At 57.8% G+C, this 26,404-nt stretch carries 28 protein-coding genes; 10 read left to right on the top strand and 18 right to left on the bottom strand.

The annotated features are described in order from the left end of the window. Positions 1-17: 17 nt before the first annotated feature. A complete protein-coding gene (locus tag GOV53_RS07115; protein WP_170464951.1) occupies positions 18-329 on the bottom strand; it encodes a hypothetical protein in 312 nt (103 codons plus the stop codon). 438 nt (positions 330-767) lie between these two features. Here GOV53_RS07115 and GOV53_RS07110 point away from each other — a divergent pair, with 438 nt between their 5' ends. After that, positions 768-1,379, top strand: a complete 612-nt coding sequence (locus GOV53_RS07110) for a TetR/AcrR family transcriptional regulator (protein WP_170464950.1) — start codon at positions 768-770, stop codon at positions 1,377-1,379. A 42-nt stretch (positions 1,380-1,421) separates the two neighbouring features. Here GOV53_RS07110 and GOV53_RS21435 read toward each other — a convergent pair whose 3' ends face one another. The 11 genes from GOV53_RS21435 to GOV53_RS07060 form a co-directional block, all read right to left on the bottom strand. Further along, complete coding sequence (locus GOV53_RS21435; RefSeq protein WP_302477684.1) at positions 1,422-1,550, bottom strand: hypothetical protein; 129 nt, start codon at positions 1,548-1,550, stop codon at positions 1,422-1,424. Next, positions 1,547-2,062: an AraC family transcriptional regulator ligand-binding domain-containing protein gene (locus tag GOV53_RS07105; protein ID WP_170464948.1), complete on the bottom strand. Its 516-nt coding sequence runs from the start codon at positions 2,060-2,062 to the stop codon at positions 1,547-1,549. The genes GOV53_RS21435 and GOV53_RS07105 overlap by 4 nt, the downstream gene beginning before the upstream one ends. Positions 2,063-2,263: 201 nt before the next feature. After that, positions 2,264-2,482: a hypothetical protein gene (locus GOV53_RS21495; protein WP_170464946.1), complete on the bottom strand. Its 219-nt coding sequence runs from the start codon at positions 2,480-2,482 to the stop codon at positions 2,264-2,266. Positions 2,483-2,588: 106 nt separating this feature from the next. After that, positions 2,589-3,686 (bottom strand): M56 family metallopeptidase, encoded by a 1,098-nt coding sequence (locus GOV53_RS07095; RefSeq protein WP_170464944.1) that lies wholly within the window; start codon positions 3,684-3,686, stop codon positions 2,589-2,591. Beyond that, entirely contained in the window at positions 3,673-4,068 is a 396-nt protein-coding gene (locus GOV53_RS07090; RefSeq protein ID WP_170424269.1) for a BlaI/MecI/CopY family transcriptional regulator, read from the bottom strand. The genes GOV53_RS07095 and GOV53_RS07090 overlap by 14 nt, the downstream gene beginning before the upstream one ends. 65 nt (positions 4,069-4,133) lie before the next feature. Further along, the gene (locus tag GOV53_RS07085) at positions 4,134-4,535 is read right to left on the bottom strand and encodes a DUF2160 domain-containing protein (RefSeq protein ID WP_170464942.1); all 402 of its coding nucleotides are present in this window, start codon (positions 4,533-4,535) and stop codon (positions 4,134-4,136) included. A gap of 8 nt (positions 4,536-4,543) precedes the next feature. Further along, a complete protein-coding gene (locus GOV53_RS07080) occupies positions 4,544-5,341 on the bottom strand; it encodes a carbohydrate ABC transporter permease (RefSeq protein WP_058280831.1) in 798 nt (265 codons plus the stop codon). Beyond that, positions 5,338-6,201 (bottom strand): carbohydrate ABC transporter permease, encoded by an 864-nt coding sequence (locus GOV53_RS07075; protein WP_170423975.1) that lies wholly within the window; start codon positions 6,199-6,201, stop codon positions 5,338-5,340. Before GOV53_RS07075 ends, GOV53_RS07080 begins: the two co-directional genes overlap by 4 nt. Then, entirely contained in the window at positions 6,201-7,274 is a 1,074-nt protein-coding gene (locus GOV53_RS07070) for an ABC transporter ATP-binding protein (protein ID WP_170464940.1), read from the bottom strand. The genes GOV53_RS07075 and GOV53_RS07070 overlap by 1 nt, the downstream gene beginning before the upstream one ends. Before the next feature lies 1 nt (position 7,275). Beyond that, complete coding sequence (locus GOV53_RS07065) at positions 7,276-8,325, bottom strand: ABC transporter ATP-binding protein (RefSeq protein WP_170464939.1); 1,050 nt, start codon at positions 8,323-8,325, stop codon at positions 7,276-7,278. A gap of 84 nt (positions 8,326-8,409) precedes the next feature. After that, complete coding sequence (locus GOV53_RS07060) at positions 8,410-10,149, bottom strand: ABC transporter substrate-binding protein (RefSeq protein ID WP_170423981.1); 1,740 nt, start codon at positions 10,147-10,149, stop codon at positions 8,410-8,412. 326 nt (positions 10,150-10,475) lie between these two features. Between GOV53_RS07060 and GOV53_RS07055 the strand changes: the two genes are divergently transcribed. From GOV53_RS07055 to GOV53_RS07030, 6 genes are all read left to right on the top strand, one after another. Beyond that, positions 10,476-11,030, top strand: a complete 555-nt coding sequence (locus GOV53_RS07055) for a helix-turn-helix domain-containing protein (RefSeq protein WP_170464937.1) — start codon at positions 10,476-10,478, stop codon at positions 11,028-11,030. A gap of 99 nt (positions 11,031-11,129) precedes the next feature. Beyond that, positions 11,130-12,287, top strand: coding sequence for an MFS transporter (locus GOV53_RS07050; RefSeq protein WP_170464935.1), 1,158 nt, complete (start codon positions 11,130-11,132; stop codon positions 12,285-12,287). A gap of 425 nt (positions 12,288-12,712) precedes the next feature. Next, a complete protein-coding gene (locus GOV53_RS07045; protein WP_170464933.1) occupies positions 12,713-13,000 on the top strand; it encodes a hypothetical protein in 288 nt (95 codons plus the stop codon). A gap of 235 nt (positions 13,001-13,235) precedes the next feature. Then, complete coding sequence (locus GOV53_RS07040) at positions 13,236-14,060, top strand: ABC transporter substrate-binding protein (protein ID WP_170464931.1); 825 nt, start codon at positions 13,236-13,238, stop codon at positions 14,058-14,060. After that, positions 14,061-14,921 (top strand): amino acid ABC transporter permease, encoded by an 861-nt coding sequence (locus GOV53_RS07035; RefSeq protein ID WP_170464930.1) that lies wholly within the window; start codon positions 14,061-14,063, stop codon positions 14,919-14,921. Further along, positions 14,918-15,649, top strand: a complete 732-nt coding sequence (locus GOV53_RS07030) for an amino acid ABC transporter ATP-binding protein (protein ID WP_170464928.1) — start codon at positions 14,918-14,920, stop codon at positions 15,647-15,649. The genes GOV53_RS07035 and GOV53_RS07030 overlap by 4 nt, the downstream gene beginning before the upstream one ends. Before the next feature lie 231 nt (positions 15,650-15,880). On the opposite strand, the gene GOV53_RS07025 is transcribed toward GOV53_RS07030, so the two are convergent. Together GOV53_RS07025 and GOV53_RS07020 are read right to left on the bottom strand one after the other, a co-directional pair. Next, positions 15,881-18,289 carry a YbcC family protein gene (locus GOV53_RS07025; RefSeq protein WP_170464926.1) on the bottom strand — a complete coding sequence of 803 codons (2,409 nt, stop codon included), beginning with the start codon at positions 18,287-18,289 and terminating at the stop codon, positions 15,881-15,883. Positions 18,290-18,302: 13 nt separating this feature from the next. Next, the gene (locus GOV53_RS07020) at positions 18,303-19,853 is read right to left on the bottom strand and encodes a proton-conducting transporter transmembrane domain-containing protein (RefSeq protein ID WP_170423875.1); all 1,551 of its coding nucleotides are present in this window, start codon (positions 19,851-19,853) and stop codon (positions 18,303-18,305) included. A gap of 110 nt (positions 19,854-19,963) precedes the next feature. On the opposite strand from GOV53_RS07020, the gene GOV53_RS07015 reads away from it, so the two are divergent. Both GOV53_RS07015 and GOV53_RS07010 read left to right on the top strand, forming a co-directional pair. Beyond that, positions 19,964-20,854, top strand: a complete 891-nt coding sequence (locus tag GOV53_RS07015) for a LysR family transcriptional regulator (RefSeq protein WP_170423873.1) — start codon at positions 19,964-19,966, stop codon at positions 20,852-20,854. 54 nt (positions 20,855-20,908) lie between these two features. Then, on the top strand, positions 20,909-22,435 hold the full coding sequence (locus tag GOV53_RS07010) for a cryptochrome/photolyase family protein (RefSeq protein ID WP_170464924.1): 1,527 nt from the start codon (positions 20,909-20,911) through the stop codon (positions 22,433-22,435). On the opposite strand, the gene GOV53_RS07005 is transcribed toward GOV53_RS07010, so the two are convergent. The 4 genes from GOV53_RS07005 to GOV53_RS06990 form a co-directional block, all read right to left on the bottom strand. Further along, entirely contained in the window at positions 22,432-23,631 is a 1,200-nt protein-coding gene (locus tag GOV53_RS07005; protein ID WP_170464922.1) for an FAD-binding domain-containing protein, read from the bottom strand. The genes GOV53_RS07010 and GOV53_RS07005 overlap by 4 nt on opposite strands. Further along, complete coding sequence (locus GOV53_RS07000) at positions 23,628-23,759, bottom strand: DUF2256 domain-containing protein (protein ID WP_170464920.1); 132 nt, start codon at positions 23,757-23,759, stop codon at positions 23,628-23,630. The genes GOV53_RS07005 and GOV53_RS07000 overlap by 4 nt, the downstream gene beginning before the upstream one ends. A 9-nt stretch (positions 23,760-23,768) precedes the next feature. Next, the gene (locus GOV53_RS06995; protein ID WP_170464919.1) at positions 23,769-25,268 is read right to left on the bottom strand and encodes an FAD-binding domain-containing protein; all 1,500 of its coding nucleotides are present in this window, start codon (positions 25,266-25,268) and stop codon (positions 23,769-23,771) included. Between the two features lie 99 nt (positions 25,269-25,367). Further along, positions 25,368-25,745 carry a PAS domain-containing protein gene (locus GOV53_RS06990; RefSeq protein ID WP_170464917.1) on the bottom strand — a complete coding sequence of 126 codons (378 nt, stop codon included), beginning with the start codon at positions 25,743-25,745 and terminating at the stop codon, positions 25,368-25,370. 160 nt (positions 25,746-25,905) lie between these two features. Between GOV53_RS06990 and GOV53_RS06985 the strand changes: the two genes are divergently transcribed. Then, positions 25,906-26,142, top strand: coding sequence for a hypothetical protein (locus tag GOV53_RS06985; protein ID WP_170464915.1), 237 nt, complete (start codon positions 25,906-25,908; stop codon positions 26,140-26,142). The last annotated feature ends 262 nt before the right edge of the window (positions 26,143-26,404 follow it).

Raw genomic sequence — 26,404 nt, 5'->3', positions numbered from 1 at the left:
CCTCCCTTTCTCTGGTGTCAGCCCGCGAAGCGACCCAGAGGAATCGATGTGACCGTTGCGCAATACGCCCGGCCGTCTGTTACACGGGCCGCGAACGGCGTGTTCTTGGGCACCGGATCGACGAACGTGTCCTCAATCGAGTGCGGTTTCCGGCTTGTGGGTTTCTGAGCAGTGCAGTAGGGAAGCGCGCAGAGGGACGGCATTGCAATGTTTTGCGAAAACGGAGCGTGATCTTCCGTTTGAAAGCCGCCTTGTGCCCCGTGAGCAGGCAGGTATGCAGCAGGCAATACCAATTGGTTCGGCCCAAGGCCGGTTGCGCGTTTTTTCATTTTCCCTGTCGTTCTTGCAGCCCAGTCTCAGGCCGGTTTTTGGTCTTTGTTATCGTGGTGCACGACGCACCGGTCTGTTATCTCCTCGTCGCTTGTTTGAATTTGGTGAGTAATCAGCCCGATCGCGAACTCCGTTTCCCTCCTGAAACTGCGCGGCGCATCGGACTAAACTGTCATGCACGACACCCGCCAATGATCCGGACGAATCTCGGATTGGTCATGGTTCTATCCCTATTGCTTGCCAGTGGGCTGGCTTTATTGTCGTTTGTGACAATCTTTTGTTGCACAAAATTTGATTCTTTTCAATACGCTTGTATTGTACAACTGATTTGTAACTTTCTTGCGCCGCAAATGTTGTATTTTCAGCGCTTTCGCCCACGTTTTGTGAAGTTGGGGCCACCCCTCACACTTCCGCGGAAACTGCGCTATGAGAGGCTGATGATCCAAAATATGCCCGAGAATCGCGCCAAGCTGCGTGACAGAAACCGAGAACACAAACGCCGCGAACTTGCCGAAAATGCGATTAAAACGATCGCACAGATCGGGTATGCCAACACGACCCTGCGGGACATTGCGGCCTCGACCGGGGTTTCGCTGGGAAAAATTCAGTACTACTTCCCCGAAAAAGAGGGGCTTCTGCTGTATTGTATCGACCTGTCCGTCGACCGCTTTACCGGGCAGCTGACTGAGATTCTTGATGCCGACCTCACCCCGGATGCGGCGCGCAGTGCCTATGTCGAACTGTTTGCCTACTCGATTACCAATCACGCGAACATGCACCGGCTTTGGTATGACATCCGCAATCAGGCCATGTTCGACAGCCAGCTCAGAGGTCGCGTTGCCGACGTCGAGGCCCGGTTCATCGAGATCTGCGACGAGTTGGGCAGGAAATTTGCTGCTAAGAACGTCTCGGGCGTCGAGATCTATGTCATTTTGGACGGGGCCTACCGGTACTTCATCCAGCAAAGCGTTTCAGGGATGCCCGTCACCGCCGAAGATATGACCGAAATGCTGAACCACCTTATTGGCCGTATCACTCAAGACAACTAGGCCGAGGTTGGCGGGGGCAGGCGACCGCCCCCGCTCCGAGCGTCAGGCAAGGGGGTCGAAGCCCAGCTCGGTCAATTGCTCAAAGAGCAATCCGGTGTCATCCAAAATGGGATTGTTGGGATCCGCCTCCAGATTGGAACGGGTCAGGTCTTCGGCCTGAAGACCGATCACCGTGGTGACGTTTGTGTCAGCAGATACGTGACCCCCGTTGCTGCTCTGAACGCGGTTAGCATCGCTCCGATCGTGAATTCGATCCATTGGATTTCCGCCATCATAGTCGTGCCGATTTCATCTAGGACAACGTCCAGATGGTCTTCGGTTTTGTGCAACGTAACCCGGGCACGCGGGCGGGTGATCGATGTGAACCGTTCGATGTAGCCCAAGGCGTCCGCAAGATTGTCCGAGTTGAACAGCATGTAGGTCAACAGCGCGCCGTTGTTCATTTTGATGGAAAGACGGGTTTCCGCTCCAAGATACGGCGTGCCTGTCCTGTGGGCCAAGAGGTTCAGAACCGAAGCCTCGGTACCGTGGGGCACGGGGGCGCCAATTTCGCCCAGGATGTTCTGGGGCAGTCCGACCTGGTCCAGAACCCAGGACGCATGGTCGGCATGTTGGGGCAGGGCTAGGATGGACCGGAGCCAATGGTTAGGCACCTGGTCCTTTTTGGATAATGTGGTCTTCATGGGAAAGGTCTGTATCTTACTGTTCAGTTTGTTTGACGGCTACGTTTTTTGGCCGCCCATAAAAACCAACAAGACGGCGCAAAATGGTCGGAGAAGCAAAGGGTTGGAGGCATTCTAGCGCATTGTTGAATCGCAGTGGTTCTGCTAACATGTGCTGAGCAGTCAGCCGAGCTGTTGCAAAGTAAAGCTTCGTAATCAATGTTATGTTAAATAATCAAGATTTGGTTGCCCATACTCGGAGCCGTGTTCTGATACCGCTTGCGGAAACATGTAACCACTCAACCAAGCAAGCACCCGAGACGCCGCACAACTCACGCTCGCAGCCCAATTCCAACTGCGCAGCAACGACATCATCTTCATCGCTGAAAACCCCATCACAAAATGGGGCAGATCCGTCAGCCAAATCGTACCATCACTCATAACAACTCCAATCAACGCCGCCATAAACTAAATGCAAACGGCGGGTCTGCAAAAAGCCAAAGTGAGGGAGTGCAGTGTCCTATGCGTTGATTCGCGATGGTCGGTGTCAGTTCGCCTGATTGCGCGCTTCTAGTCTTTCCAGGTTTACGACTGTCGACAGCATCAGTCGGTCATGACTCCAATCCTGCGTCTGGCGGACAGATGCGGCGCCTATGGCCAAGACCGAAGCCAGTGCCAATGTCAGACCCATGAACATCGCAGGGGACAGTGTCCCGATGATGGAGCGTTCTGTCAGCGCAAGCACACGTTGACGCAGCACGTGTTTAGATTTGCTTCCGTTGACCAGACCAACATGCAGAACACGCGGATTGCTCTGCGCTACGGACTGCGCGCAATAGTCCAGCAGGCAGGTCGTGTAGTCTTGGGCGTCGATCCCTTTGCGCCATACAACGGACTGATCGCAAGCCAATTCACGTAGCCTGTCGAATTGATGCTTCAGGATCAGATAGGCCGGGTTCCAGAACAGGACCGGGCGCAAAAGTTCGAACCCCAGCTCCCACTCGACGTCTCTGGCGCGGATATGCTGAAACTCATGCGCCAGCGCGAAGCGCAACTCGCGCGGCCGGTTCAACAGGTGGCTGGGCAGAACCACATGCCGCCGAAACAGCCCGCGCACTGCGAACGGTACGGTGATCCTGTCGGACAGGCGAATGTCCACCTTGGGCGACTGCCGCCACAAGAAACTGCCTTTCACAGCCTGCCGGATCGCCCAGGCGTCTCGCAGCACACGGATTGCCAACAGCGATGAAACCAGCGCCAGCACCACCAGCACGCTTGTCACAACGCCATTGCCGCCGGAGAGAACATGATCAAGCCAACGCGCACGAGTATTCAGCAGGGATTCAAATTGTGCGGCCGGCATCGCAATCTCACCACGCAGGTAGGCCGCCACGGCAATGTCCCCCAACGCTACGGCACGTCCCGGCCAAAGCAACCCGGCAAGCGTTGAAACACCCAGCGCCAGAAGCGGGCTCAGGACAACGCAGATGCACAGCGTCTTGAACACACGCAACTGCGCCGCAAAGCCATATCGCATCGAGGTCCGGCCCAGCACAGCCCGCACGGCCAGCCAGGCAATTGAGGACAAGCCCAGCACGATATTCAACTCGAGAAACGCATCGAGAACCGGTTTAACCGCCGTCATTTTGCAGTCTCCTTTCTACCAGTGCCCGAATTTCCTCAAGATCGGATTCGCTCAGCCCTGCATCATCGACCAGCCGCGCGACCAGTGTCGCAGGGGTGTCGTCAAACAGTGTACGAGACAGGTTTTGCAACGACCGCGCCTGGTATCTGTCTTTCTCAAGCAGCGGTTTATAGATCAGGGTTTTGCCGTCCTTGCGGCTTTCGACAAAGCCCTTCTCATCAAGAATACGCAGAATGGTTGCGCCGGATGTGTAGGCCAGATTGCGTTCTGATGGCAGGCGGCTCAGGACGTCCCGAACGGACCCCTCGCCTAGCGCCCAGAGTTCATTCATGAACTCCAGCTCTACTTCGGTCATCAGATTTGTGGTTTTTTTCTTACGCATCGGGTCTTGTGTCGCCATTCTTGATATGCCCGTTAGACAAGCATCCTTTCACTGTTTCGCAAAGCCTAAACTTTCCAGAAGACAAAAACGCCCCAACCTATGGACAGGAACAGAGGGGTCCAGACCGGTTGTCCGACCAGTCCCAGCCAGGCCAAAAAGATATAGGCCGAGCCCAGCAGAGTGATGAACAGCCGGTCGCCCAAAGTGGTGGTCAGTCCCAGCACGCCGCGCCGTTCGATACCGTCGCGATACTTGAACCCTTCCAGCACACCGATCAGGGCAATAGCCGAAAAGATGCCCACGAACAGAGCCAGCGTGGCCGGGGTCCAGGCCATCCAGAAATCGGGCCACAGAGGATCGGTCCAGGAAAAGCCCTTTTCCTCTTGCTGGCCGACATTGCCCCAACCTGCCTGTTGGGCCACGGCCATGGAGGGCAGGAAAAAGAGGGAGAGAAGAAACTTGCGCATATCGAACCTCACACACGTCCCATCGCGAAACCGCGCGCGATGTAGTTGCGGACAAACCAGATGACGATGGCTCCGGGGATGATGGTCAGTGTTCCGGCAGCGGCCAGCAGGCCCAGCTCATACCCCGCGCTGGAGGCGGTGCGGGTCATTACGGCGGCGATGGGTTTCGCCTCGACCGCAGTCAGGGTTTTGGCCAGCAACATCTCGACCCATGAGAACATGAAGCAGAAGAAGGCTGCGACGCCGACGCCCGCTTTGATGTTCGGCAAAAAGATCGTCACGAAGAAGCGCGGGAAGGAATAACCGTCGACATAGGCCGTCTCGTCCAGTTCCTTCGGGATGCCGCGCATGAAGCCTTCCAAAATCCAGACCGCCAGCGGCACGTTGAACAGCGTGTGAGCCAGTGCCACAGCCAGATAGGTGTCGAACAGGTGGATCGACGAATAGAGCTGGAAGAACGGCAACGCGAACACGGCCGCCGGGGCCATCCGGTTGGTCAGCAGCCAGAAGAACAGCTGCTTGTCACCCAGGAACCGATAGCGCGAGAACGCGTAAGCCGCAGGCAAGGCGACACAGACTGACAGCACCGTGTTGATCGTCACGTAAATGATCGAGTTGATATAGCCCCAGTACCACGTCGGGTCGGTGAAGATGGTGATATAGTTCTCCAGCGTGAAGGTCTGAGGGAACAGGGAAAAGCCTGACAGGATCTCGTTCGTGGTCTTGAAGGACATCGCCACCAGCCAATAGATCGGCAGCATCAGGAACGCGATATAGAGGATCGGGATAAGGGACCGCTTCTTCATTGCGCGTCATCCTTTGTCATCAGAGTGTAGAAGACCCAGCTGACCAGTAGCGTGATGGCGAAGTAGATCAGGCTCATCGCGGCCGCAGGGCCAAGGTCGAACTGTCCCAGCGCGATCTTCACAAGGTCGATCGATAGCAAGGTGGTTGAGTTTCCGGGGCCGCCGCCGGTCAGAACGAAGGGCTCGGTATAGATGTTGAAACTGTCCATGAACCGCAGCAGAACGGCGATGGTCAGGACGGTTTTCATCTTAGGCAACTGGATATAGCGGAACACCGACCATGGGCTGGCACCGTCGATCTTGGCGGCCTGATAATAAGCGTCCGGGATCGAAACGAGGCCTGCATAGCACAGCAGAACAACCAGCGACGTCCAGTGCCACACATCCATGATGACAATGGTGATCCAGGCCGACAACGGCTGCTGCGTCATGTCATAGTTGATGCCCAGAACGTCATTCAGGAAGTAGCCCATCAGACCGATTTTCGGCAGGGTAAAGATGTTCCACATCGACCCGACCACGTTCCACGGGATCAGCATCGGCAGGGCCATCAGCACCAGACAGACCGGCACCCAGAACCCTTTGCGCGGCATCGACAGGGCGACGATGATGCCCAAGGGCACCTCGATCAGCAGGATCAGGAAGGTAAAGAGGAACTGCCGACCGAGGGCCGCCTGAAACCGGTCCGACCGAAGAATCTGCTCGAACCAGCCCAGCCCTTCCCAGAAGAACTGGTTGTTGCCAAAGGTTTCCTGCACCGAGTAGTTGACCACTGTCATCATCGGCACCAGCGCGTTGAACGCGACCAGTGCCAACACTGGCAGGACAAAGAACCACGCCTTTTGGTTTTCGGTTCTCATCAGCGGCGCTCCTCGGTTGCGATCCAGCCGTCGCGGTAGACGCGGGATTGTTCAGGTTTGAATTGCAGAAAGACCTCGGATCCCGGCTCGGGCACCTCATGTTCCGTCACAGCCTTCAGCGCAGTGTTGCCGACCACGGCGCTGACCACATAGTGGCGGCCGATGTCGGACACCTTGGTCACATGCGCCGGGATACCGCTGTCGCCAAAGCCCACATATTCTGGGCGGATACCCAGATCGGTGCGACCTCCGTCGCCATGGGTGGGACCCTCCAGCATGACCTCATGGCCTTCGAACACCGCGCGGTCGCCCTTGGCCTCACACGGCAGAACGTTCATTCCCGGCGAGCCAATGAAGTGGCCGACGAACGTGTGCTGAGGGCGCTCGAACAGCTCGACCGGAGTTCCGATCTGCACCACCTCGCCTTCCTGCATCACAACCACCTCGTCCGCGAAGGTCAGGGCTTCGGTCTGGTCGTGGGTCACATAGATCATCGTGGCCTGAACACGCTGATGCAGTTCTTTCAGCTTGGACCGCAGTTTCCACTTTAGATGCGGGTCGATCACAGTCAGCGGCTCATCGAACATCACCGCATTCACGTCATCACGGACCAACCCGCGCCCCATCGAGATTTTCTGCTTGTTGTCAGGGCTTAGGCCGCTGGCGCGGGTATTCAGCATATCCGTGACGTCCAGCATCTCGGCAATCTCGTCGACGCGGCGCTTGATCGTTGCCGGGTCAACGCCGCGGTTCTTCAGCGGAAAGGCCAGGTTCTCGCCCACGGTCATCGTGTCGTAGATCACCGGGAACTGGAACACCTGCGCGATGTTGCGCTGATCAGGGGGCAAGGCGGTCACGTCCTGCCCGTCGAACAGAATCTGCCCTTCGGACGGGGTCAGCAGACCCGAGATGATGTTCAGCAACGTGGATTTGCCGCAACCCGACGGACCCAGCAGTGCATAGGCCCCACCGTCGCGCCAGGTGACATCGATTTCCTTCAGCGCATAATCCTCGGGGCCTTTCGGCGCGGACATATAGCTGTGTCGCAGGTTAGAAAGCTTGATCTGTGCCATGTCACGCGACCCTTTGGCCGTCTTGGCCGAAATATCGGCAATGCGCCGGGTTCATGTAGAAACTGTGATCCTCACCGACCTGATAAGGGTGCACGCCGGCAGCCAGAGACACCCAGTCATCCGCGCCATGGCGGAAATGCGCACTGGAATCCGAGCCCGACAATTCGGTCACGATCACCCTGCCCGTCAGTTCAACATCCGCGTCGGATGTTCGGATCGGCGTGACCCGGTGCGGGCGTACGGCGACCATGTACTCGCCATCGGCCATCTCGGGGACGGCCCAGCCCCCTCCCCCGGCCAATTGCGCCTGAGCGCCGGATACCGTGATGCGGGCCACGTTGATCGGTGGATCGGAAAACACCCGCGCAGCGGCAAGGTTTTCGGGATTGCGATAGATGTCGGCGGTCGGACCGAATTGCGTCACACGACCATCTTCCATCAGCGCGGTGTAGCCGCCCAGCAGCAGCGCCTCTTCCGGTTCCGAGGTGGCATAGACCACCACAGCCCCGCGCCCGGCAAACAGGTCGGGCAACTGCTCGCGCAATTCTTCGCGCAGCTTGTAATCGAGGTTGGCCAGCGGTTCGTCCAGGAACACCGCGCGGCTCTCTTTCGCAATGGCACGGGCCAGCGCCGTACGTTGTTGTTGCCCGCCCGACAACTCATGCGGACGACGGTGCAGCATCGGACGCAGTTGCAGCAGATCGGCGGCCTCTTCCACGCGGCCTTCGATTTCGGATTTCGCCATGCCCGCCACGCGCAGCGGCGAGGCAATATTGTCGAACACGGTCATGTGCGGATAGTTCACAAAGAACTGGTGCACCAGGCTGATCTGCCGCTTTTGCGTGTTCAGCCGAGTCACATCCTGCCCGTCCATAAAAACCTTGCCCGAGGCAATCGGGTCCAGCCCCGCCATCATCTTGATCAGTGAGGTCTTGCCCGACCCGGTCGCCCCTAACAGCACGTTGAAATGGCCGGTTTGCAGTGTCAGGGATGTGGGTTTGATATGGATGACGTTACCGACCCGCTTGGTCGCGTCTTGAAGTTCGATCATGTCCGTGGGTTCCGGTCCTGCAGTGCATGGCACTGGTCTTAGGGGTTGGGGATGCCGCAGCCGGCACCCCCGGTTCTTAGGGACTTACTGAGCCTGCCAGCGCGCCACCAGTTCGTCATAGTTGACGGTCTGGCCCTGCGGCTTTTCGTTCTCAAGCTTGGCCTTCGGCGAACCCGCTTTTTCCAGCCAGAAGGCAGGATCCTGCGGCTCGTTCAGACGCGGACCACAGCCACCGTAGACACCGGCGCTTTCATCCGCGGCCTGCATGCGGGCCATGGTGATGTCCATTTCTTCGGCCAGACGGTCCATCGCCTCTTGCGGCGTGAACGCGCCCGAGTTCACGTCACCGATCTGCTGCCACCAGATCTGGGCCAGCTTCGGATAGTCCGGAACGTTGATGCCGGTCGGCGACCATGCCACACGGTCAGGCGAGCGGTAGAACTCGACCAGACCACCCAGCTTGGGTGCGCGCTCGGTGAAGGACTCGTGGTTGACCGAGCTGTCGCGGATGAAGGTCAAACCCACATGGGACTTCTTCACGTCAACAGTCTTGGACGTCACGAACTGAGCGTACAGCCAAGCGGCCTGGGCACGATCCGAAGGCGTCGATTTCAGGAAGGTCCACGACCCCACGTCCTGATAACCAACCTTCTGGCCGTCTTCCCAGTAAGGACCGTGCGGGCTCGGCGCCATCCGCCACAGCGGCGTGCCTTCGTCATCCACGGTGTTGTTGCCTTCGGACTTCGGCTTCACCATGTCGGCGGTGAAGGCGGTGTACCAGAAGATCTGCTGGGCGACGTTGCCCTGGCTGAGCGCCGGCAGAGACTGGTAGAAGTCATAAGACGCCGCACCCGGAGGCGCATAGTTGCGCAGCCATTCGTCCCACTTGCGAATCGCATAGACCGCAGCCGGGCCGTTTGCAGCACCACCGCGCGAAACGGATGCACCAACAGGGTTACAGGTGCCCGCTTCCATGCGGATGCCCCATTCGTCGACGGGAACGCCGTTCGGCTCACCTACGTCACCAGCACCGGCCATCGACAGCCAGGCGTCGGTCATACGCCAGCCCAGGTCAGGCGCGCGCTTGCCATAGTCCATGTGGCCATAGATCGCCACTCCGTCGATTTCCTTCACGTCGTTGGTGAAGAATTCGGCGATGTCCTCATAGGCCGACCAGTTGACCGGAACGCCAAGGTCATAGCCGTACTTCTCTTTAAACGCGGCCTTGTTGGCCTCGTCATCGAACCAGTCCTTGCGGAACCAATAGAGGTTCGCGAACTGCTGATCAGGCAGCTGATACAGGTTGCCATCCGGGCCAGTGGTGAACTGAATGCCCATGAAGTCATCCAAATCCAGCGTCGGCGATGTCGTCGCCGCCCAATCGCCACTCATCTGATCGGTCAGGTTATAAGCCAGTTGCAGGCGCGAATGCGTGCCGATCAGATCGCTGTCGTTGACATAGCCGTCATACAGGTTCCGTCCGGTCTGCATCTGGGTCTGAACGGCCTGAACAACTTCGCCTTCACCCAAGATCTGGTGGTTGACCTTGATGCCGGTGATCTCCTCGAACGCCTTGGTCAGGACCTCGGACTCGTACGAGTGGGTCGGAATACCTTCGGACAGGACATTGATTTCCATGCCGGCGTAGGGTTGTGCAGCTTCGATGAACCACTTCATCTCACCCATCTGTTCGTCTTTCGACAGGGTCGATGGCTGGAATTCGTCGTCAATCCAACGTTGTGCTGCGGCTTCGTCGGCCCAAACGGGACCGTGCCCCGCAATGACGGCAGCCGCCGCCACTGCGGAAAGTAGATGTCTCCGCATCTGTCTCCTCCCAAAGATTATGGTTTCCGGCGCGAACCGGATGGCGATCAGCATCAGCGATTTGTTGCGCATCTGTCAAACTAAATTTTTAGTAAATGGAAGACTTCTTCTGCAAGAATCTGATAAAATGGGGTTTTCTGCGAAATCCAGATGGGTTTCCTTTGGCTGCCCTGCCAAATGAGACTCAGGGATTCCCCCTTTGGGTGAATGGGTCGAGGTTCCACTAAAAACGATTAAAAGGGTTAAGTGAGATCAGTGTCGGCACGAATGCCGAAAAACACCAAGGGAAGTTGAGAACAACGCCGCAGTGAGGCATTCTTTTCGCTATGCTTCATTTCCAAGAACATCCCCTTCCATTTTTTGGCCCACGCCTACGTCGGCTTCGCCGCGCTAAAGGCATCAAGCAACAGGCGCTGGCTCAGCTTTTGGGTGTGGATCAAATTACCATCTCTCGCTGGGAGGGTGGGGCGCAAACGCCTGGAGCGGACACACAACAGGCTGCACTGGCTGCCCTTGGCGTTGCCCGTTCAAATGACACGGCCCTGCGCCGCTTGGTCGAGACATCTAGTGAATGCATACATTTGGTCGAAGAGGCAAGCCACGTCTGTCTGGCCTATTCCGCTGCGCGAGCGCGGGATTGGCGGGTGTCTCAGAGCGCTTTGCTTGGCGTGTCACTTTGGCAATTTGCGACCGATGAGATTCGTTCGGCGGAACATGCGCTCGAGCAGTCTGATTGGTGGGCTGTAGAAACCCCGGCGCCCGTCTGCTTTGTGACATCTGAAGCAGTTCATGACCAAATCCGCATCAGCGCCGGAGGAATCCGGTGGGAGCGTCTCTACCTGACAGATGGTACTCCGGCCCGTCTCGTCAGCGGGGACTGAGATCAGGAACCGTCCTCGCGCATAATTTAGGCGTGGTCATCGACGGGGTGATGCGCGTATCGGTTGGGTATGTCTGTTGCAACACCCCGCGCTCTCTTTTTGATCTTACTGCTTTGGCTGGCTGGGCTTGCCGCAGCAGCGCAGTTCGCCAAAATCGCTGTTCCGTTTGATCTGTTTCGCCAGCAATATGCGGGGGCGGGGCCACATATAGGCTGGGTGCTGACCTTTATAAGTGCCATTGGCGCCGTCGCAGGAATGTCGGCGGGCGTCGTCGTAAACCGTTTTGGCTGCAAACCGGTTCTGGTTCTGGCACTGCTTCTTGGCGGAAGTCTTTCCGTCTGGCAGGCCGAGATGCCAGTGTTTTCGACGATGTTGTTCAGCAGGCTGTTGGAGGGTGTATCCCATCTGGCCATTGTAGTTGCTGCGCCCACTTTGATCGCTGAAATTAGCCCAGACCGGCTCCGAAACTTTGCCCTTGCACTCTGGAGTACATTCTTCGGCGTTGCCTTTGCCTTGGTCTCCTGGCTCGGGACTCCGTTTGTCGCGGCGCACGGGCTTGGTGCATTGTTCGTTCTTCACGGGGGTGCCATGGTTGCACTGGGTCTTTGCCTCGCCATGGTTTTGCCGAGCGCCCCACGTCTTTCTGAGCCTGATAGTGACGGCATTAAATCATTTCTTGTCAAACACATAGCTGCCTACCGGTCCCCCCGGATTGCCGCGCCGGGTTTGGGTTGGCTTTGTTACACGCTGACCTTTGTGTCACTGCTGGCGTTACTACCTGCTCTGTTGCCTCAGGATGTTCGGGCGATGGTCGCGGGACTAATGCCTTTGGTCAGTATTCTGGTTTCCCTTGTTTTCGTTCCGCTTTTGCTGACCCGATTGACCGGGGTGAGTGTTGTTATCGTCGGCTTTGCCCTGGCAATCGCAGTGATTGCAGGCGTGTTTCTGGGTGGACCAGTGCCCGTCCTAAGCGTGGCGCTTTTCGCAGTTCTGGGGCTGGTCCAAGGAGCAAGCTTTGTTGCCATCCCGCAATTGAACACCACTCTGGCCGACCGCGCGATGGCGAACGGAGCGATGGCCCAAATGGGAAACATCGGGAACCTTTTGGGCACTCCGATCCTGTTGTTCATACTTGCGCGCGCAGACTTGCAAGGCGTTCTGTTGAGTGTTGCCGTCTTCTATTTGGCCGGGATTTTTCTGCATATTTGGATGCGGGCGCGTAGAATGGCAGAAACCGGCTTTTCTGACGCTGTTTGACCTGTTTAGCTTTCGCCGGAGTTCTTGTCTTGCGCGCGGTCATCGCAATGACAACAATCATATTTTTTGGATTTTCTGACTCGGTCTCGGCGGGGTCAACGACGATAGGACCCAGCCTTGAACCGTTCGATGCCCTGCAAGAAGACACATCGGTCGGGTTTGGGAACGGATCGTTTCGCCGGTTTTAGTGGTACATTGGGGCACGCGAGATGACACCTTGTATCCGACAGAGAGTTTCAACCCTAAGGTCGAGGCTTCACATAATTTCACTCTCGAAGGGATAACGGGTGACCATTCCAAAGCTTTTGTGAATTTCACCAATTACTTTAACCCGGTCCCCAAGGAGGTCATCGCAGCCCGCGCCTCGACCTGTGCCGCCAGTGCGGACACTCCGTTTATTGACCAGTGTTCGCTTGGGGGCACTGATGCCCCGTGGGTTCCCGGTCACCCAGTTTCTGGATTTGCGCTCGGCCTCGCTGCAGGTTGAGTACCGCCGTCAGATCTGGCGTCGATTTGGTGCCGCGGTTTTTGCCGGTGTTGGCCAAACCGGCGATAGTTTTTCGAACTTGTCCTCCGGCGGCACTCATTCCGCCTATGGTGTTGGCGGGCGGTATCGCGTCTCCAAGAAGTTCCCGATTGATTTTTCCGTAGATTGGGCCCGGAACAACAAAGGGGATGATCAGCTCTACATTTACGTAGGTCAGCGGTTTTGAAAAATCGGCCAAATCTTGCTTTGGTCCGGGTCCGGAGGATGGGTATCTCCAATCCGTGAAGACTAACTTAACACCCTCGAAGAAAACAGCTTTTACGTCGCAGTCTGCTCAGTTCATCGGTGGGCAATTGTCGCAATTTGAGTTTTCTCGACTTGTTCGCTTGACCACGTTGGCCTAGACAATTCCTCGTGCTCATAAGAACCTGTGGGCGATTGAAAAACAGGGAGACGATTGGATGAAACTGATTGCTGGTACGGCTCTGGCCTTGACGTTGTCGACAACCTCGGTGCTTGCCGCCGGTGACGGAACCTGTGCTGCGGGTAAGACACTGACTGACGGCACATTGACAATCGCCACGGGGAACCCGGCCTATTACCCATGGGTCATGAATGACGCCCCCGAAAGCGGCGAAGGGTTCGAAGCCGCGGTCGCATACGCGATCGCTGATAAAATGGGTTTCAGCCAGGACAACGTCACATGGGTGCGCACAAGCTTTGATGAGGCGATCCAGCCCGGCGCGAAAAACTTTGACTTTAACATGCAGCAATACTCGATCACCCCAGAACGAGAAGAAATGGTCGATTTCAGCCTGCCGTATTACACATCTGCCATGGCGGTTCTGACCACGCAGAATGTGGTCGACGGCGGTGCAGAGGCGACGCTGGACAGTCTTAAGGGTCTGAAATGGGGCGGCGTGGCCACGACCACGGCAATCCCGATGCTGAAAGACATCATCCAGCCAACGGATGAGCCGCTTTTGTACAATGACAACGCCGACGTGAACGCCGCCATCATGGCCGGTCAGATCGATGCGGCGATCTACGATCTGCCGACCGCGCTCTATCTGTCGGCGGTTGTTGTCGAAGGCGGCACGCTGCTGGGCCAGTTCCCACCTGAGCAATCGGAAAGCCCGGACCAGTTCGGCCTGTTGATGGAGCAGGGCAATCCGCTGAAGGAATGCGTGGACGCTGCCATCACAGAGCTGACCGAAAGCGGTGAGCTGGCCGCCATTGAAGCGCAGTGGCTGTCTGAGGCAACCGGCGTTCCGGTCATCAAGTAAATGGACAAATCGCCGGTGCAAGACAGGCCCGTTGAACACGTGGCCTCGGTGCCTACGCGCCGAGAGCTATACGAGGCCGGAGTCCGGCGACGCTCGAACCGCATCGCACTGATCTCGACGGTCAGTGTGGTGTTGGCACTGATTGTGCTCGTCCCGCTTGCCCCTGGTTGGGACGCCGTTCAGCGCGCCTTTTTCAACGGCAAAGTCTTTGTCGCGACCTTTCCCGGACTGCTTGAGGCGTTTCTGCTGAACGTGATGATCTTTGCCTGGTCGGCTCCCTTGATCGCGATCATGGGGCTGGCCATCGCTCTGTGCCGCGACACCCGCGCGCCGGCGCTGTTTCCTCTGAGATTGTTTGGAATAGCATACACGGACGTTTTTCGTGGCCTTCCCGTGGTTTTGGTTATCTACATCATCGGCTTTGGTATCCCCGGTTTGGGACTTCCACGACCGTGGAACAGCCCATACATTTGGGGCACTTTGGCGCTGGTTTTGGTGTATTCGGCTTATGTGGCCGAGGTGATCCGCTCGGGTATCGACTCGATTCACAAATCGCAAAGATCGGCAGCCGCTTCTTTGGGGCTAAACGATCGGGACACCATGCGGTATGTGGTTCTGCCGCAGGCCATTCGGAACGTTGTTCCGGCCAATATGAACCTGTTCATCGCCTTACAGAAGGACGTGGCCCTTCTGTCCTTTATTGGCCCGGTCGAGGTTTTCCGCCAGGCAGGCGTTTACAAATCTCTCTATGCCAATTTCACGCCATATGTGGGTGCGGCGTTGATTTTCCTGATCTTGACCATTCCGGCCACGCGATACGCAGACTACCTCATGAACAAGCAAAACAAGGCGCGCACATGACGGCAAAGCTTTCGTTGCGCGGCGTGCGCAAGCGGTTCGACGATCACGACGTCTGCAAAGGCATTGACCTTGATGTGGCCGAGGGTGAGATGGTGTGCCTGATCGGCGCGTCAGGTTCGGGCAAGTCCACGCTTTTGCGCTGCATGAACCTGCTTGAGCCGATTGATGACGGGACAATCTGGCTGGATGGCAAGGACATCTCTGAACCCGGTCTGGACCCTCAGCCGGTGCGCCGGCAAATTGGCATCGTGTTCCAAAGCTACAATCTATTTCCCCATATGACGGCGGTCGAGAATGTCATGCTTGCCCCCCGCCGAGTGCGCGGTCTGAGCAGGGACGATCTGAGGCCGCGGGTCACTGAGTTGTTCACTCGCTTTGGCCTAGGCGAACGGATGGAGCACTACCCCGATCAGCTATCAGGCGGCCAGCAGCAGCGGGTGGCGATCATCCGCGCTCTGGCGATGGAACCTCAAATTATGCTGTTCGATGAAATCACCAGCGCGTTAGACCCTGAACTGGTGGGCGAGGTGCTGGATGTGCTGCGCGACCTGCGTCAACAGGGCATGACCATGGTGCTGGCAACACACGAGATGGGCTTTGCACGTGAACTGGCGGACAAGGTTTGTTTCCTGGATGCTGGCCGTATTCTGGAACAAGGCCCGCCCGAGGTTCTTTTTGCCGAACCCCGCGAGGCGCGCACCAAAGCCTTCCTGTCCCGCGTACTCTGACGGCTCATTGAAGCACGGGCTTAACACTATCAGGGGACACATCTCCGGATCGCTAACAAAGGCGCTGGCGACGGGTTTTATGCTGGGCGAGTGCATTTTGGGATTGGGTAGCGTGTTGCGGACAAAGGCTGTGTTTCTGTCGGAGTCTCCAGCTGTTTGATGACTGGCAAAACGAATTGCGGGTGCCATGCCGATCAAGCATGGCACCCGTTGTTGAATTCGGTGCGGAATTTATTCCGCAGCGATGGCTTGCGCGTTGTCGGTCCGATCATTGAAACGGACCCACTTCAGATCTCCGTTGTAACGCCAGGCTAGCTTACCTTCGTCGTCCATTGTGATCAGGTGGAGCCAGCCATTGTCGAACAGCTCGCGAACTCCAGGATGCCGGGACAGGATGTCGGACATGGCGTCGCGTGGGGCTTCGATAATCACGGACAAGCGCAGCGGATCGTGTTGGAAAGCGTTGCCGTCATGGACAGACTGCCAAGGTAGACCCGCGCGCGGCGCGCCATTGTTGCCTTCCAGCACACCGATGCCCCCGACCACGTTGTGCAAAAGCTTGTTGCCGCCGCCGAACAGGTTTGGTGCAACGGTCGAGCCGTAGTACTGCAGGCTGATCCAGCTGGCGACCACGACCGGAGCGGTCATGATCAACTCGAGAACGCCGAACTCAGAATCGCGCCGCCAATCGTAGTTGTGCAGGAAAGCCTGCCCGGACAGGTCTGATCCATCCGTGCGACCGCGCGGAGCGGCAACAAAGGCGCGGCAGCCGGCCAGACCCCATTCGGGGCGGGTCTCGGCCCAGTCGCGCGCACGACGCAGCACGTTTGTCGCATCCGCCGCGCGCGGCAAACGCTGCATCCGTTCCGCGCGCGCAAGGCTGCCCGCCGCATCCAGGTGTTTGCGCAGCTGAGCAACGCCCGGGGTCGACATGCCCATCGGCAAGTCCTGGTCGTACAGCGTGACCTCATCTGTGGTCGTATGGTGCAGTGCAGGCAGGAAAACCGTATCCGACGGGATGTCGATGCCTGCGTCTCGCAGGGCGTCATGAACTTCACGATCATTCAACAGCCCGGCCAGAAGGCGCGCGTTCACGTCGCCTGCATAGCCGCCGCAAGCCCCGCATTGCAGCGCGCTTTCGTGCGGGTTGTTGGTGACGTGTGCCCCGTGGCCGGTCAGCATTACGATCTCGGCAAAGTTGTCGGTCAACGACATCGCCGACAACACCGATTTCGCCATGCCCACGCGTGCCTCAAGGTCAATTGCAGGGTCCAGCTTTGGGGCGGGATCGGCCTTGTTGTTGTGGCTCAGACTCAGAGAGTCCTTGACCAGCTTGCCCGCATAGAGTGGCCCGGTCGCCTCGACAAAGGCAAAGGATGAAACCGCGGCCAGTTTGAACCGACCCCATGCGCGCTTTGCCCGCGCTGTGTATCGACGATCCAGATCGGCCTTTACGGGTTCATTGGCTTGCGAAGTCACACCTGCCTGCAGCAGCACAGGACCCCGCATTTCGGTCACGTCAGAACCTGCAGCCTTGTGCGCGCTGGCCAGACCGAAGAAACCGGCAAAGCCTATGGTTTCGATATTGGCATCCTGCGCTTCCAGCGCCCGGCGGAACACTTCGGACCGGACGTCTATGCAGAACGCTGCCTGTATGTCCGGGCGCCCATTCACTGTCCGGGGTTCGCCCTGACCCAATTTGTCAGCCAGAACCCGCTGTTGCGCCCGTTCACCTGCATCTTGAAGGATCGCATCAATCACGAAGTCCTTGGATGGGGTCACGGGTGCCCTGTGCGCCTCGACAACCTCGGCCCACCGCGCTGCGATCTGGTCTTCGTACAGGTCGAACAGCGCCTCGTCGAAGACCATCCGCACGGCTAAAAGCTCGGTTGCGGTGCTGTCTTCTGTGCCGTTCAACTCGGCTTGCCAAAGGTGGTAACGACCGTATTGCGCCCACCCGCCCAACGTCATCAGCCAGCGGTGAAAGGCGGTAGAAGCCGCATCGGTGTCAACGGTCAGCCGCTCCGAGGCGCGACCGACGGCGCGCCAGTGCGAACGGTTGGTCTCTGCGACAAAGGCGCAGAACCCTTTCAGGCCATGAATCTCGGGCGTCAGATCGCGCGAGGCAAAGTCACGCCAGGATTGGAATGCGCCACCTGCATTGGCTTGTTGCCACAACGCCTGACCCTGATCGAAATGACCAGCGGCCCAAACGCCGATCCGGTCGTCAATTAGACCGGGCCAGTCGATCCCGGATACATCTGCGGCAAGTTCTGCGACTGTCGGCAGAGCTTGAGGCTCTGACGTGTCGGTGTTCAGCGCATCCTTTATGTCTTGCAAAGTCGGCTGGTTGAAGGGTTCGTTCGACGCTGATACGGCATCGATCAGGTCCGCTTCGGTGATTTCGCCCGCGTTGATCCTGGCGGCCCAATGCGCCCGTGTCGGCGTGATCCGTTCACCGCCAACGCGCGCCAGGCGGGCTGCGGTCACAGCAAGAGGTTCGCTGGTCTGGCCCAGAAACGGGTTAACAGCGACGCTTGCCGACAGCGGGAACAGCGGTGGAACGGCCTTGGCCGCCAGATTGGCTTCGGTGACAAGTTCCAGCAGCGGGGCGGAGTAGGTTTCAAGTTTCGCAAACATCTTTGTATTCCTCTCAGGCTGCGGACCGCTTGGACCAACCGTCCAGAAGCTTGTCGAAGATGGCATTGGCATAAAGGCCGTTTGTGAGGTGGACGCGCAGGCCTGCGGCGGCCGGATGCGAGGCCCAGAGTGGAAAGGTCGATTGAGCCACGGCAACACAGCCAAAGCTGATCAGCGCGAGGACGATCAGGGCCCATTCCAGGGGTCCGGGGCTTGGCGTTGCAGGAAGTGTGCCAGCGGTCAGATGCTGAGCGATCACTTGCAGGGCGAAATAGCTGACTGAGGTTACCAGCGCATAGATCACAGTACGCTGCATCAACTCACGCGGGGCTGAGTCCGCGAAACCTTGGGCCAGCAGGTAGGCCACGCCGAAAATCAGGATGACACCGAGGGCAATCGCCTGAACCGATTTGCCGTCGAACCCGACCAAGGTGCCGACGATGCCATAAATCACGATCGAAGTGACAAAGGCCTGCAGAACGTTCCGCGCACTGGGTACGGCGATCGGACCCGGCCGGCGGATCGCAGCGACATTGCGAACAGCCTCACCAGCGCTGAGGAAGGCATGCGCCTTGTACAGGGAGTGGGCCACGATGTGCAGCAGCGCGAGCGGGAACAGAGCCAGGCCGCATTGCATAACCATGAAACCCATCTGCGCGATGGTCGACCAGGCCAGAGATGTCTTCACCGCAGGCTGGGTCAGCATGACGAGCCCCCCAAACAGAGCGGTAAAACCACCCAACATTACCAGCAGCGCCATGACACCCGGGGCCAGCAGCATCACATCCGCGAACCGGATCAACAGGAAACCACCCGCATTGATTACACCCGCATGCAGCAGGGCCGATACTGGGGTAGGGGCCTCCATCACTTCGGTCAGCCATCCGTGCAGTGGGAACTGCGCTGATGCAAGCACCGCCGCGATGGCGATCAGCAGGGCCGCACCCATGGTCAGCCAGTTCGGTTCGGCCGTTGTCAGGATGGTTGTGATGTCGGTCGTTCCGGATGCGGCAATCAACAGGACGATGGCCACAGCCAGGGCACCCTCGCTCATCCGGGCGACAAGGGCTTTCTTACGCGCTGCCCGCCGGGCTGTTGCGCGTTCGGGATAGAACAGCAGCAGCCTGTTCAGCGACAGGCTCGTCAGAGTCCATGCGAGGAACAGTTGTGCAAGGTTGCCGGACATCACCAGCAGCAAGACTGCAGCAAGGGTCGCGGACATCCAGCCGGTAAAAGCACCCTGGCGGTCTTCTCCATCCATGTAGGTCTTGGAATAGCGCAGTACGACCCAGCCAATGAAGCTGACCAGAACCAGCATGATCGCGCTGACCGCATCCAGACGTACGGACAGGCCCACTCCGAATACCCCGATCAGCGCCGAGGTCCCCGATCCGTTAACGACAACCAGTGCAGCCGCCAGAGCTGAGACTGCAAAAGCCGCAAACGCGGCTGCCTCGGTGATAGCCGGGATGTTGCCGGGGTATTTTCCTGGTTTCCGCGTCGCCAGATACGCCGCAGCGATCAGGATCAACGGACCCATCAGCGGTAGAAAGAGATAAGCCATGTTTGGGTTCCTTGCGTTTCTTGGGCCAAAGCCTTTGGACGCAGATAGGACAGAAAGTCTGCCAATAAAAATTCATTGTTTGCGACTTATTGTTCTATTAAAAAGAACGAATGCCGCTCAATTATCATCATCTGAGGTACTTTTGGGCCGTCGCGCATGACGGCAACCTGACGCGCACTGCGCAGCGGTTGAACCTGTCTCAGTCCGCGCTGTCGGTTCAGATCAAACAGCTGGAGGAACGGCTAGGTCACCCGTTGTTTGAACGACGCGGTCGCCAGTTGCACCTGACCGAAGCAGGGCGCATCGCGCTAGACCATGCGGACGCGATATTCTCGACTGGTCAAGAACTTGTGGCAACGCTGACGGGCACTGTGCAAACCCGCAAAGCGTTGCGTGTCGGTGCGCTGGCAACCCTGTCACGCAACTTTCAGATTGGTTTCCTCAGGCCGATTTTGTCCCGTTTGGACGTCGAAGTGATCCTGCGGTCCGGCAGTCCGGCCGAGTTGCTGGAAGGCTTGGAGGCTTTGAACCTGGACCTGGTTCTGATGAACCGCCCTCCCCCGGATGACAGCCTGACACCGTATGAGACACACCATATTGGCGAACAGGATGTCAGCATTGTCGGAACGCCAAAACGGCTGGAAACTGACCTGCCGATCCAAGAGTTGCTTGCCGAGCAACCGTTCATCCTGCCGACAACCGACAGCAGTGTGCGCACCGCCTTCGACGCCATGGCCAGCCGCTATTCCGTGCGTCCTCAAATCGCTGCCGAAGTGGACGATATGGCCATGATGCGCCTTTTGGCGCGCGAGGATATCGGTCTGGCGTTGGTAGCGCCGATCGTTGTGACGGACGAGTTGAACTCCGGTCGGTTGAAAGAGGCCAAGGAACATCCGCGCATCAAGGAAAGTTTCTACGCCATCACTCTGCGTCGCCGTTTTCCCAACCCGCTGGTTCAGGAGATCATTGAACAAAACGCTGGATCGGATTTTTTGTCGTGAAAACGGCTGTGCGAATGGCTTGGTTTTGGATCGGCCGGACCTACCCTTCACGGGATGGACAATAACCCGTTAAAACGCCCCACATTGATCGTTGTACTGGGCGATCAGCTTTCGATGAATTCTGCTGCGCTGCGCGCTGGTTCAGCAGATCGCGACACGGTCCTGATGGCCGAAGTGATGGACGAGGCGCAATATGTGCGACATCACAAGAAAAAGCTTGCGTTTGTTTTGTCGGCCATGCGCCATTTTGCGATCGAGCTTGAAGCTGCGGGGTGGCGGGTCAGGTATGTGCGGCTGGACGACCCAGACAATACACACAGCCTGACGGGTGAAATCGCGCGCGCGCAAAGCGACCTGAACATTTCGCGTGCTGTTGTGACCGAACCCGGAGAGTACCGATTGGCGCAGGCCTTTGCGGGCTATGAGGGTTTGAGCGTGCTGCCCGATGACCGTTTTTTAGCCAGTCATCAGGAGTTTCGGGATTGGGCCAAGGGGCGAAAGCAGTTGCGGATGGAGTATTTCTACCGCGAGATGCGCCGTAAAACCAGGCTTTTGATGTCTGGGGACGCGCCGGAAGGTGGGCGATGGAATTTTGACTCCGAAAACCGTAAACCCGCCAAATCCCATCTTTTTATGCCTCGACCTCTGGATACGGACCCGGACGAGATAACCCAAGAGGTTCTGACGCTTGTTGAAGCGAAATTTGCGGATCACTTCGGAACCCTGACCCCATTCTGGTTCGCCGTGACGCGGCAGGGCGCGTTGGCCGCGTTGGACCATTTTGTCGATGCCGCGCTACCCCGGTTTGGCGACTACCAGGACGCGATGCTGAGTGATGAGCCGTTTCTGTACCACTCGGTTCTGGCTCAATACCTGAATGCGGGCCTGTTATCGCCGCTTGAGATCTGTCGGCGCGTCGAACGGGCCTACTATGAAGGACATGCACCACTGAACGCGGCAGAGGGGTATATTCGTCAAATCATTGGCTGGCGCGAATTTGTGCGCGGTATCTATTGGTTGCGAATGCCGGGGTATATTCAGGAAAACTACCTTGAAGCAAAACGCCCGCTACCTGCCTTCTATTGGACCGCAGATACGGACATGGCCTGCATGTCTGCAGCCATTGCCCAGACACGCGACGAGGCTTACGCGCATCATATCCAACGGTTGATGGTGACCGGCAACTTTGCCCTGTTGGCCGGCATTGACCCGGTCGAGGTGCACGAGTGGTACCTAGCGGTCTACGCAGACGCCTATGAATGGGTCGAAGCGCCAAATGTGATCGGAATGAGCCAGTTCGCTGATGGGGGGTTGTTGGGGTCCAAGCCCTATGCAGCCAGTGGGAATTACATCAACAAGATGTCCGATCATTGTGCTGCCTGCCGGTACGACGTGAAACAAAAAACGGGCGAGGGTGCATGCCCCTTCAATCCTCTGTACTGGGATTTCTTGGTGCGGAACGCGGACAAGTTGCGCGGTAACCCGCGTCTTGGACACGCCTACCGGACCTGGGATCGCATGAACGAGGCCAAGCAGCAGGAGTATCTGGACAGTGCCCAAAAGGTGCTGGCGCGGATTTAGTCTGAAAGGCCAAGGTTCCTCAGCAGGTTTGGGATTTGTTTTTTCAGCCCAAAGAAGCCGCGTTTGGCATGAGGCCAAACCAGACTGTCATAAGCCCGTCTGACGCGAACCAGCTCGATACCCTCGGACATCAGAGTTGGTTCGGCAGCGTCTAACTGCGATCGGGCCGGTCCAATCGGTGTGTAGGCGGTGACGATCCTTCGGATACCGGATCGCGCAGCGGCCTCGACCAGCGGTTGGGTCCAGTTGTTGCTGGTGATTGGCGTTTGTCCCCAGTCTGCCAAGGCCTTTTCCAAGCCGGCGGCAACGAAGTCATTCGCCAGAACACTACCGTCGGGCGTTAGCAGACCAAGAACCCCATCTGGGTCAGGGGGCATCAACGCTGCGCCGCACAGGTCTTCGGCATTGAGCAACAGCATACACGGCCCCTCGGGCGGGGCGAATGATGGGGGAATCGGTCTCAGCGGGTGATCCTCAGGTTCGGTCAATGGCTCCGCCACAGTGGCCAAGCCTGTGGGATCAAAGCGACCATTTGTGTATCTCGCGATATTGTCGGGCCGGGCCAGGTAGGTCTTGCCCTTGGTATGCAGCCCGGCGACCCAACGCCAACTGAGTGTGTTCGAGGCCGGATCTCCATCCAGCAGATGATGCAAAAAGAATTCTGCACCCAACTGCCAAGGCAGGCGCAGAGTAAAGATCCAGATCGAGGCAAACCACATCCGGGCGTGATTGTGCAGATACCCGGTTTCCCGCAACTCATGGGTCCACGCGTCAAAGCAATCAATCCCTGTTCGACCCGCAATCGCGTCCTGATAGTCTGCACCAATGGTGTAGCGTGCATTATCCAACCCGTTCAGGTAGGCGGTCCATACACTGGGACGCTGTTCCAACCAGCCTTTAAAGTAGCCGCGCCAAAAGACCTCTTGCACGAATTTCTCGCAGGCCGCGGGACTATGCCGAGCTAAGGCCGCTGTCAGCACCTCTCGTTCCGTCACAAGGCGGTGCCTGATCCACGGGGACAAAGCCGAGATGTTGTTGCGGTTTCCGGGCCCATCATCATAGTTGCGCGTTGCGGCGTACGCGCGGCCCGCTTGCGGCGCAAATTGGCCGAGACGCGCCAGGCCCGCCGCCCTGGTCGGAGCCCACTCCACGGGCTGAGGGATCGGGGCAAGGCCGGGCAGGGTAAGGGTGGTCATGACGCGCGCCTGCACCGGTCCGAGCAATAACGGATCTCATCCCAGACCTTTTCCCATTTTTTGCGCCAGCTGAACGGACGTCCGCATGTCGCGCAGAATTTGGTGGGCAGGTCGGATTTCTTCCTCATACGCAGTTTTCAGCCCTCCAACGGCAGTGAGAGTTGTGCCGATTGCATGGCTCTGTTCGGTTTGCGTGGCCGGCGTTTGCGGCTGCCATGTTTCGACTGGATTTGCGCCGCCTCGGACCGGAACTCAGGACTGCGACGGACGGCCCAAATCTGGGCGCGCGCATGTTTTGCGGCCTCAAGGTGGTCAAACACGCGCTCGGGATAGCGTTTGCCGATCACGTCTCTGGCATTGGGCGCAGTCCACGGTTCTTGCAGGAAAGGGTCGGCAATATCCGCAAGCTCGGGTACCCAACGGCGTGTAAACGCACCGGTTGGGTCCTGATCCTTGCCTTGCTTAACAGGGTTGTAGATACGAACCGCGTTGATCCCCGTGGTGCCCGACTGCATTTGGACTTGGCTCCAGTGGATGCCGGGCTCATAGTCGGTGAAAAGGCGCGCCAGAACCAGACCGGGCGCGCGCCAGTCCAGCCAAAGGTGATAGCTGGCCGTGGCCATCACCATCGCCCGCATCCTGAAATTCAGCCAGCCTGTGGCATGAAGCGACCGCATGCAGGCATCCAGAAACGGATAGCCAGTTTGCCCGCTGGCCCATGCGGCCAGACGCGTGCTGTCCGGTTGCTTCGGGCGCAGCCCGTCATACAGCCGGTGCATGTTTTCAAATTCGATCCGAGGGTCATCCTCGAGCTTTTGGATGAAGTGGCAATGCCAGTGCAGCCGACCGGTGAAGGACCGGAGAGACTTGCGCCAGTTGCTTTGTTTCGCGCTCAGATTTTGTCGGCGAAGCTCGGTTGCTTGTGAGACCTCTCGCATCGAAAGCGCGCCCCATGCCAGGTAGGGCGACACGCGCGAGCACGCAGTTGCGCCCTCTAAAGGGGACGACATTGCCTGCCGATAAAGCTCACCACGTTGGTTCAGAAACGTCTCTAACAAACCTATCCCAGCAGCGCGCCCACCAGTTTGGCGATCTGTACACAGGTCGTTCTCTAAACCCAGTTCGGCGACAGAGGGCAGCCGCCCCAACCCCACGTCCAGGGCATCAATCGTGGGTGCGAGTGCGGCAGGTTTCGCCATGAACGTGTCCCAGCGCTGCGCCCATCCGTTTCGCGAGGACATGCGCCGAATAACCCCGTGGTTTTGCAGCTCGTGCCATGGGACGCCCTTGGTCTGGCACCACGCTGCGACACTCCGATCGCGCTGGAAAGTCCAGCCGTTTCCCGTCTCTTCATGGGACCAAAGGGCCGCAAGGTGACCGGCCCGACGCAACTCGGCCAGGATTTTGACAACTTCACCCAGACGAATGACCAACGGCTGGCCAAGATGGGCGAGGTCCCGACGCAGTTCGACCAGAGTTTCAGACACAAACTGCCAGTGCCGGGCAGACATATCCGGTTGCTGCCAGAGCTCTGGTTCAACAACGTACAATGGCAGCACCGGCCCGCGCTGCGCAGCGAGCGCCAAGGCCGCGTTGTCTTGCGTGCGGAGATCTCTTTTGAACCAGACGACCTGCATAGCCTACGATTTACGAAGTTTCCGTTGTCCGGATGAACCTAGGTCTGACCGCGAATACGGCCAGTAGACACTGTACCAAACGTCGCCGACGCGCCCAGATCAGAGCGGGTTTTGGGCACCCACATAGTAAGTCAGTTTACCCGTTTCATCGAACAGGGGGCGAATGCGTAAGCGGTTCATGAATGGGTCCCCGGATTTTCGATAGTTCAGGATATCGATCGAAAAAACGGTCTTTGCCGCTAGCGCGGCGCGGATGGCCTGAATTGCCTGTGGGTCGGTATCAGGACCCTGTAGAAAACGGCAGTTTCGACCCAAGGACTCTTCGGGCGAATATCCGGTGTGTGTTTCGAATTCTTCGCTGACATAGATCATAGGGTTGTCGTTGCGCGCTGGGTTGGTGATGACAACGCTCATTCTGCGTTCATCCTCCTGCAGCATCGCGACCAGTTCTGCCTCGGTCGGCACGGATATTGACATGGGTGTCCTCTCACATGCGGCTCTGAAACAATGAGTTAAGTATAGTTCGGATATTCGTGATTTCCGGTGGCTTGGTGCAGCGTTGTTGCGCCGGATGCTCGCCACAGGCGGATCAAAAGCTATGTATCATGCGTAGGCGAAGACTATTTCGGTGGCGAATATGCTTGAGGACAAAAGAAAAGATCTGGTCTCGGAAAAACAAAAGCAGTTGCTGGAGCGGCTGGTCATCGAACTGAGCCGGACCCGCGGCGACCTGTATTACCAATCTACCAGTGAGGTTGCCGCACAGCTGGAGCGCCATATTCAAAGTGGTGCGAACCTTTTGGACGTCGAAAAGGATCTGATTGGCGGCCTAAGTAGACGGGATATCGAGATCATCCTGAGTCTTGGTAAGTAATCGGGCCTTTGGATTCGAAGCAGGTGTTCAGGCATCGATTGTAGATGCGAGGGTGAAATAAACTGTAAGTTAACAATTGTTCGCAAACGGGAAACAAAAGGGCCCAGTTGGTGCTGCGAGTATCGGCTAGCCCAATGTTTGGGCGGTGTGAAAACTCCAATTTTTTCAAATAGGTGACTGGCTAATCTCCTGCCGCCCAATACCGAAACGCGGCCTAGGGGTGTTCTACCTCAGCCAAGAGTCGACAGGTACCTTGGCTTCG

The sequence above is a fragment of the Ruegeria arenilitoris genome, assembly GCF_013035315.1.
Classification (GTDB): Bacteria; Pseudomonadota; Alphaproteobacteria; order Rhodobacterales; family Rhodobacteraceae; genus Ruegeria; species Ruegeria arenilitoris_D.
Note: the sequence above shows the minus strand (reverse complement) of the source record. Positions and strands in the feature narration are given on the sequence as shown.

Bases quoted from the DNA above. Each gene is read 5' to 3' on its own strand.
- GOV53_RS07115 (WP_170464951.1), bottom strand. From the start codon at position 329: ATGAAAAAACGCGCAACCGGCCTTGGGCCGAACCAATTGGTATTGCCT.
- GOV53_RS07110 (WP_170464950.1), top strand. From the start codon at position 768: ATGATCCAAAATATGCCCGAGAATCGCGCCAAGCTGCGTGACAGAAAC.
- GOV53_RS07105 (WP_170464948.1), bottom strand. From the start codon at position 2,062: ATGAAGACCACATTATCCAAAAAGGACCAGGTGCCTAACCATTGGCTC.
- GOV53_RS21495 (WP_170464946.1), bottom strand. From the start codon at position 2,482: ATGAGTGATGGTACGATTTGGCTGACGGATCTGCCCCATTTTGTGATG.
- GOV53_RS07095 (WP_170464944.1), bottom strand. From the start codon at position 3,686: ATGACGGCGGTTAAACCGGTTCTCGATGCGTTTCTCGAGTTGAATATC.
- GOV53_RS07090 (WP_170424269.1), bottom strand. From the start codon at position 4,068: ATGCGTAAGAAAAAAACCACAAATCTGATGACCGAAGTAGAGCTGGAG.
- GOV53_RS07085 (WP_170464942.1), bottom strand. From the start codon at position 4,535: ATGCGCAAGTTTCTTCTCTCCCTCTTTTTCCTGCCCTCCATGGCCGTG.
- GOV53_RS07080 (WP_058280831.1), bottom strand. From the start codon at position 5,341: ATGAAGAAGCGGTCCCTTATCCCGATCCTCTATATCGCGTTCCTGATG.
- GOV53_RS07075 (WP_170423975.1), bottom strand. From the start codon at position 6,201: ATGAGAACCGAAAACCAAAAGGCGTGGTTCTTTGTCCTGCCAGTGTTG.
- GOV53_RS07070 (WP_170464940.1), bottom strand. From the start codon at position 7,274: ATGGCACAGATCAAGCTTTCTAACCTGCGACACAGCTATATGTCCGCG.
- GOV53_RS07065 (WP_170464939.1), bottom strand. From the start codon at position 8,325: ATGATCGAACTTCAAGACGCGACCAAGCGGGTCGGTAACGTCATCCAT.
- GOV53_RS07060 (WP_170423981.1), bottom strand. From the start codon at position 10,149: ATGCGGAGACATCTACTTTCCGCAGTGGCGGCGGCTGCCGTCATTGCG.
- GOV53_RS07055 (WP_170464937.1), top strand. From the start codon at position 10,476: ATGCTTCATTTCCAAGAACATCCCCTTCCATTTTTTGGCCCACGCCTA.
- GOV53_RS07045 (WP_170464933.1), top strand. From the start codon at position 12,713: ATGCCCCGTGGGTTCCCGGTCACCCAGTTTCTGGATTTGCGCTCGGCC.
- GOV53_RS07040 (WP_170464931.1), top strand. From the start codon at position 13,236: ATGAAACTGATTGCTGGTACGGCTCTGGCCTTGACGTTGTCGACAACC.
- GOV53_RS07035 (WP_170464930.1), top strand. From the start codon at position 14,061: ATGGACAAATCGCCGGTGCAAGACAGGCCCGTTGAACACGTGGCCTCG.
- GOV53_RS07030 (WP_170464928.1), top strand. From the start codon at position 14,918: ATGACGGCAAAGCTTTCGTTGCGCGGCGTGCGCAAGCGGTTCGACGAT.
- GOV53_RS07025 (WP_170464926.1), bottom strand. From the start codon at position 18,289: ATGTTTGCGAAACTTGAAACCTACTCCGCCCCGCTGCTGGAACTTGTC.
- GOV53_RS07020 (WP_170423875.1), bottom strand. From the start codon at position 19,853: ATGGCTTATCTCTTTCTACCGCTGATGGGTCCGTTGATCCTGATCGCT.
- GOV53_RS07015 (WP_170423873.1), top strand. From the start codon at position 19,964: ATGCCGCTCAATTATCATCATCTGAGGTACTTTTGGGCCGTCGCGCAT.
- GOV53_RS07010 (WP_170464924.1), top strand. From the start codon at position 20,909: ATGGACAATAACCCGTTAAAACGCCCCACATTGATCGTTGTACTGGGC.
- GOV53_RS07005 (WP_170464922.1), bottom strand. From the start codon at position 23,631: ATGACCACCCTTACCCTGCCCGGCCTTGCCCCGATCCCTCAGCCCGTG.
- GOV53_RS07000 (WP_170464920.1), bottom strand. From the start codon at position 23,759: ATGAGGAAGAAATCCGACCTGCCCACCAAATTCTGCGCGACATGCGGA.
- GOV53_RS06995 (WP_170464919.1), bottom strand. From the start codon at position 25,268: ATGCAGGTCGTCTGGTTCAAAAGAGATCTCCGCACGCAAGACAACGCG.
- GOV53_RS06990 (WP_170464917.1), bottom strand. From the start codon at position 25,745: ATGTCAATATCCGTGCCGACCGAGGCAGAACTGGTCGCGATGCTGCAG.
- GOV53_RS06985 (WP_170464915.1), top strand. From the start codon at position 25,906: ATGCTTGAGGACAAAAGAAAAGATCTGGTCTCGGAAAAACAAAAGCAG.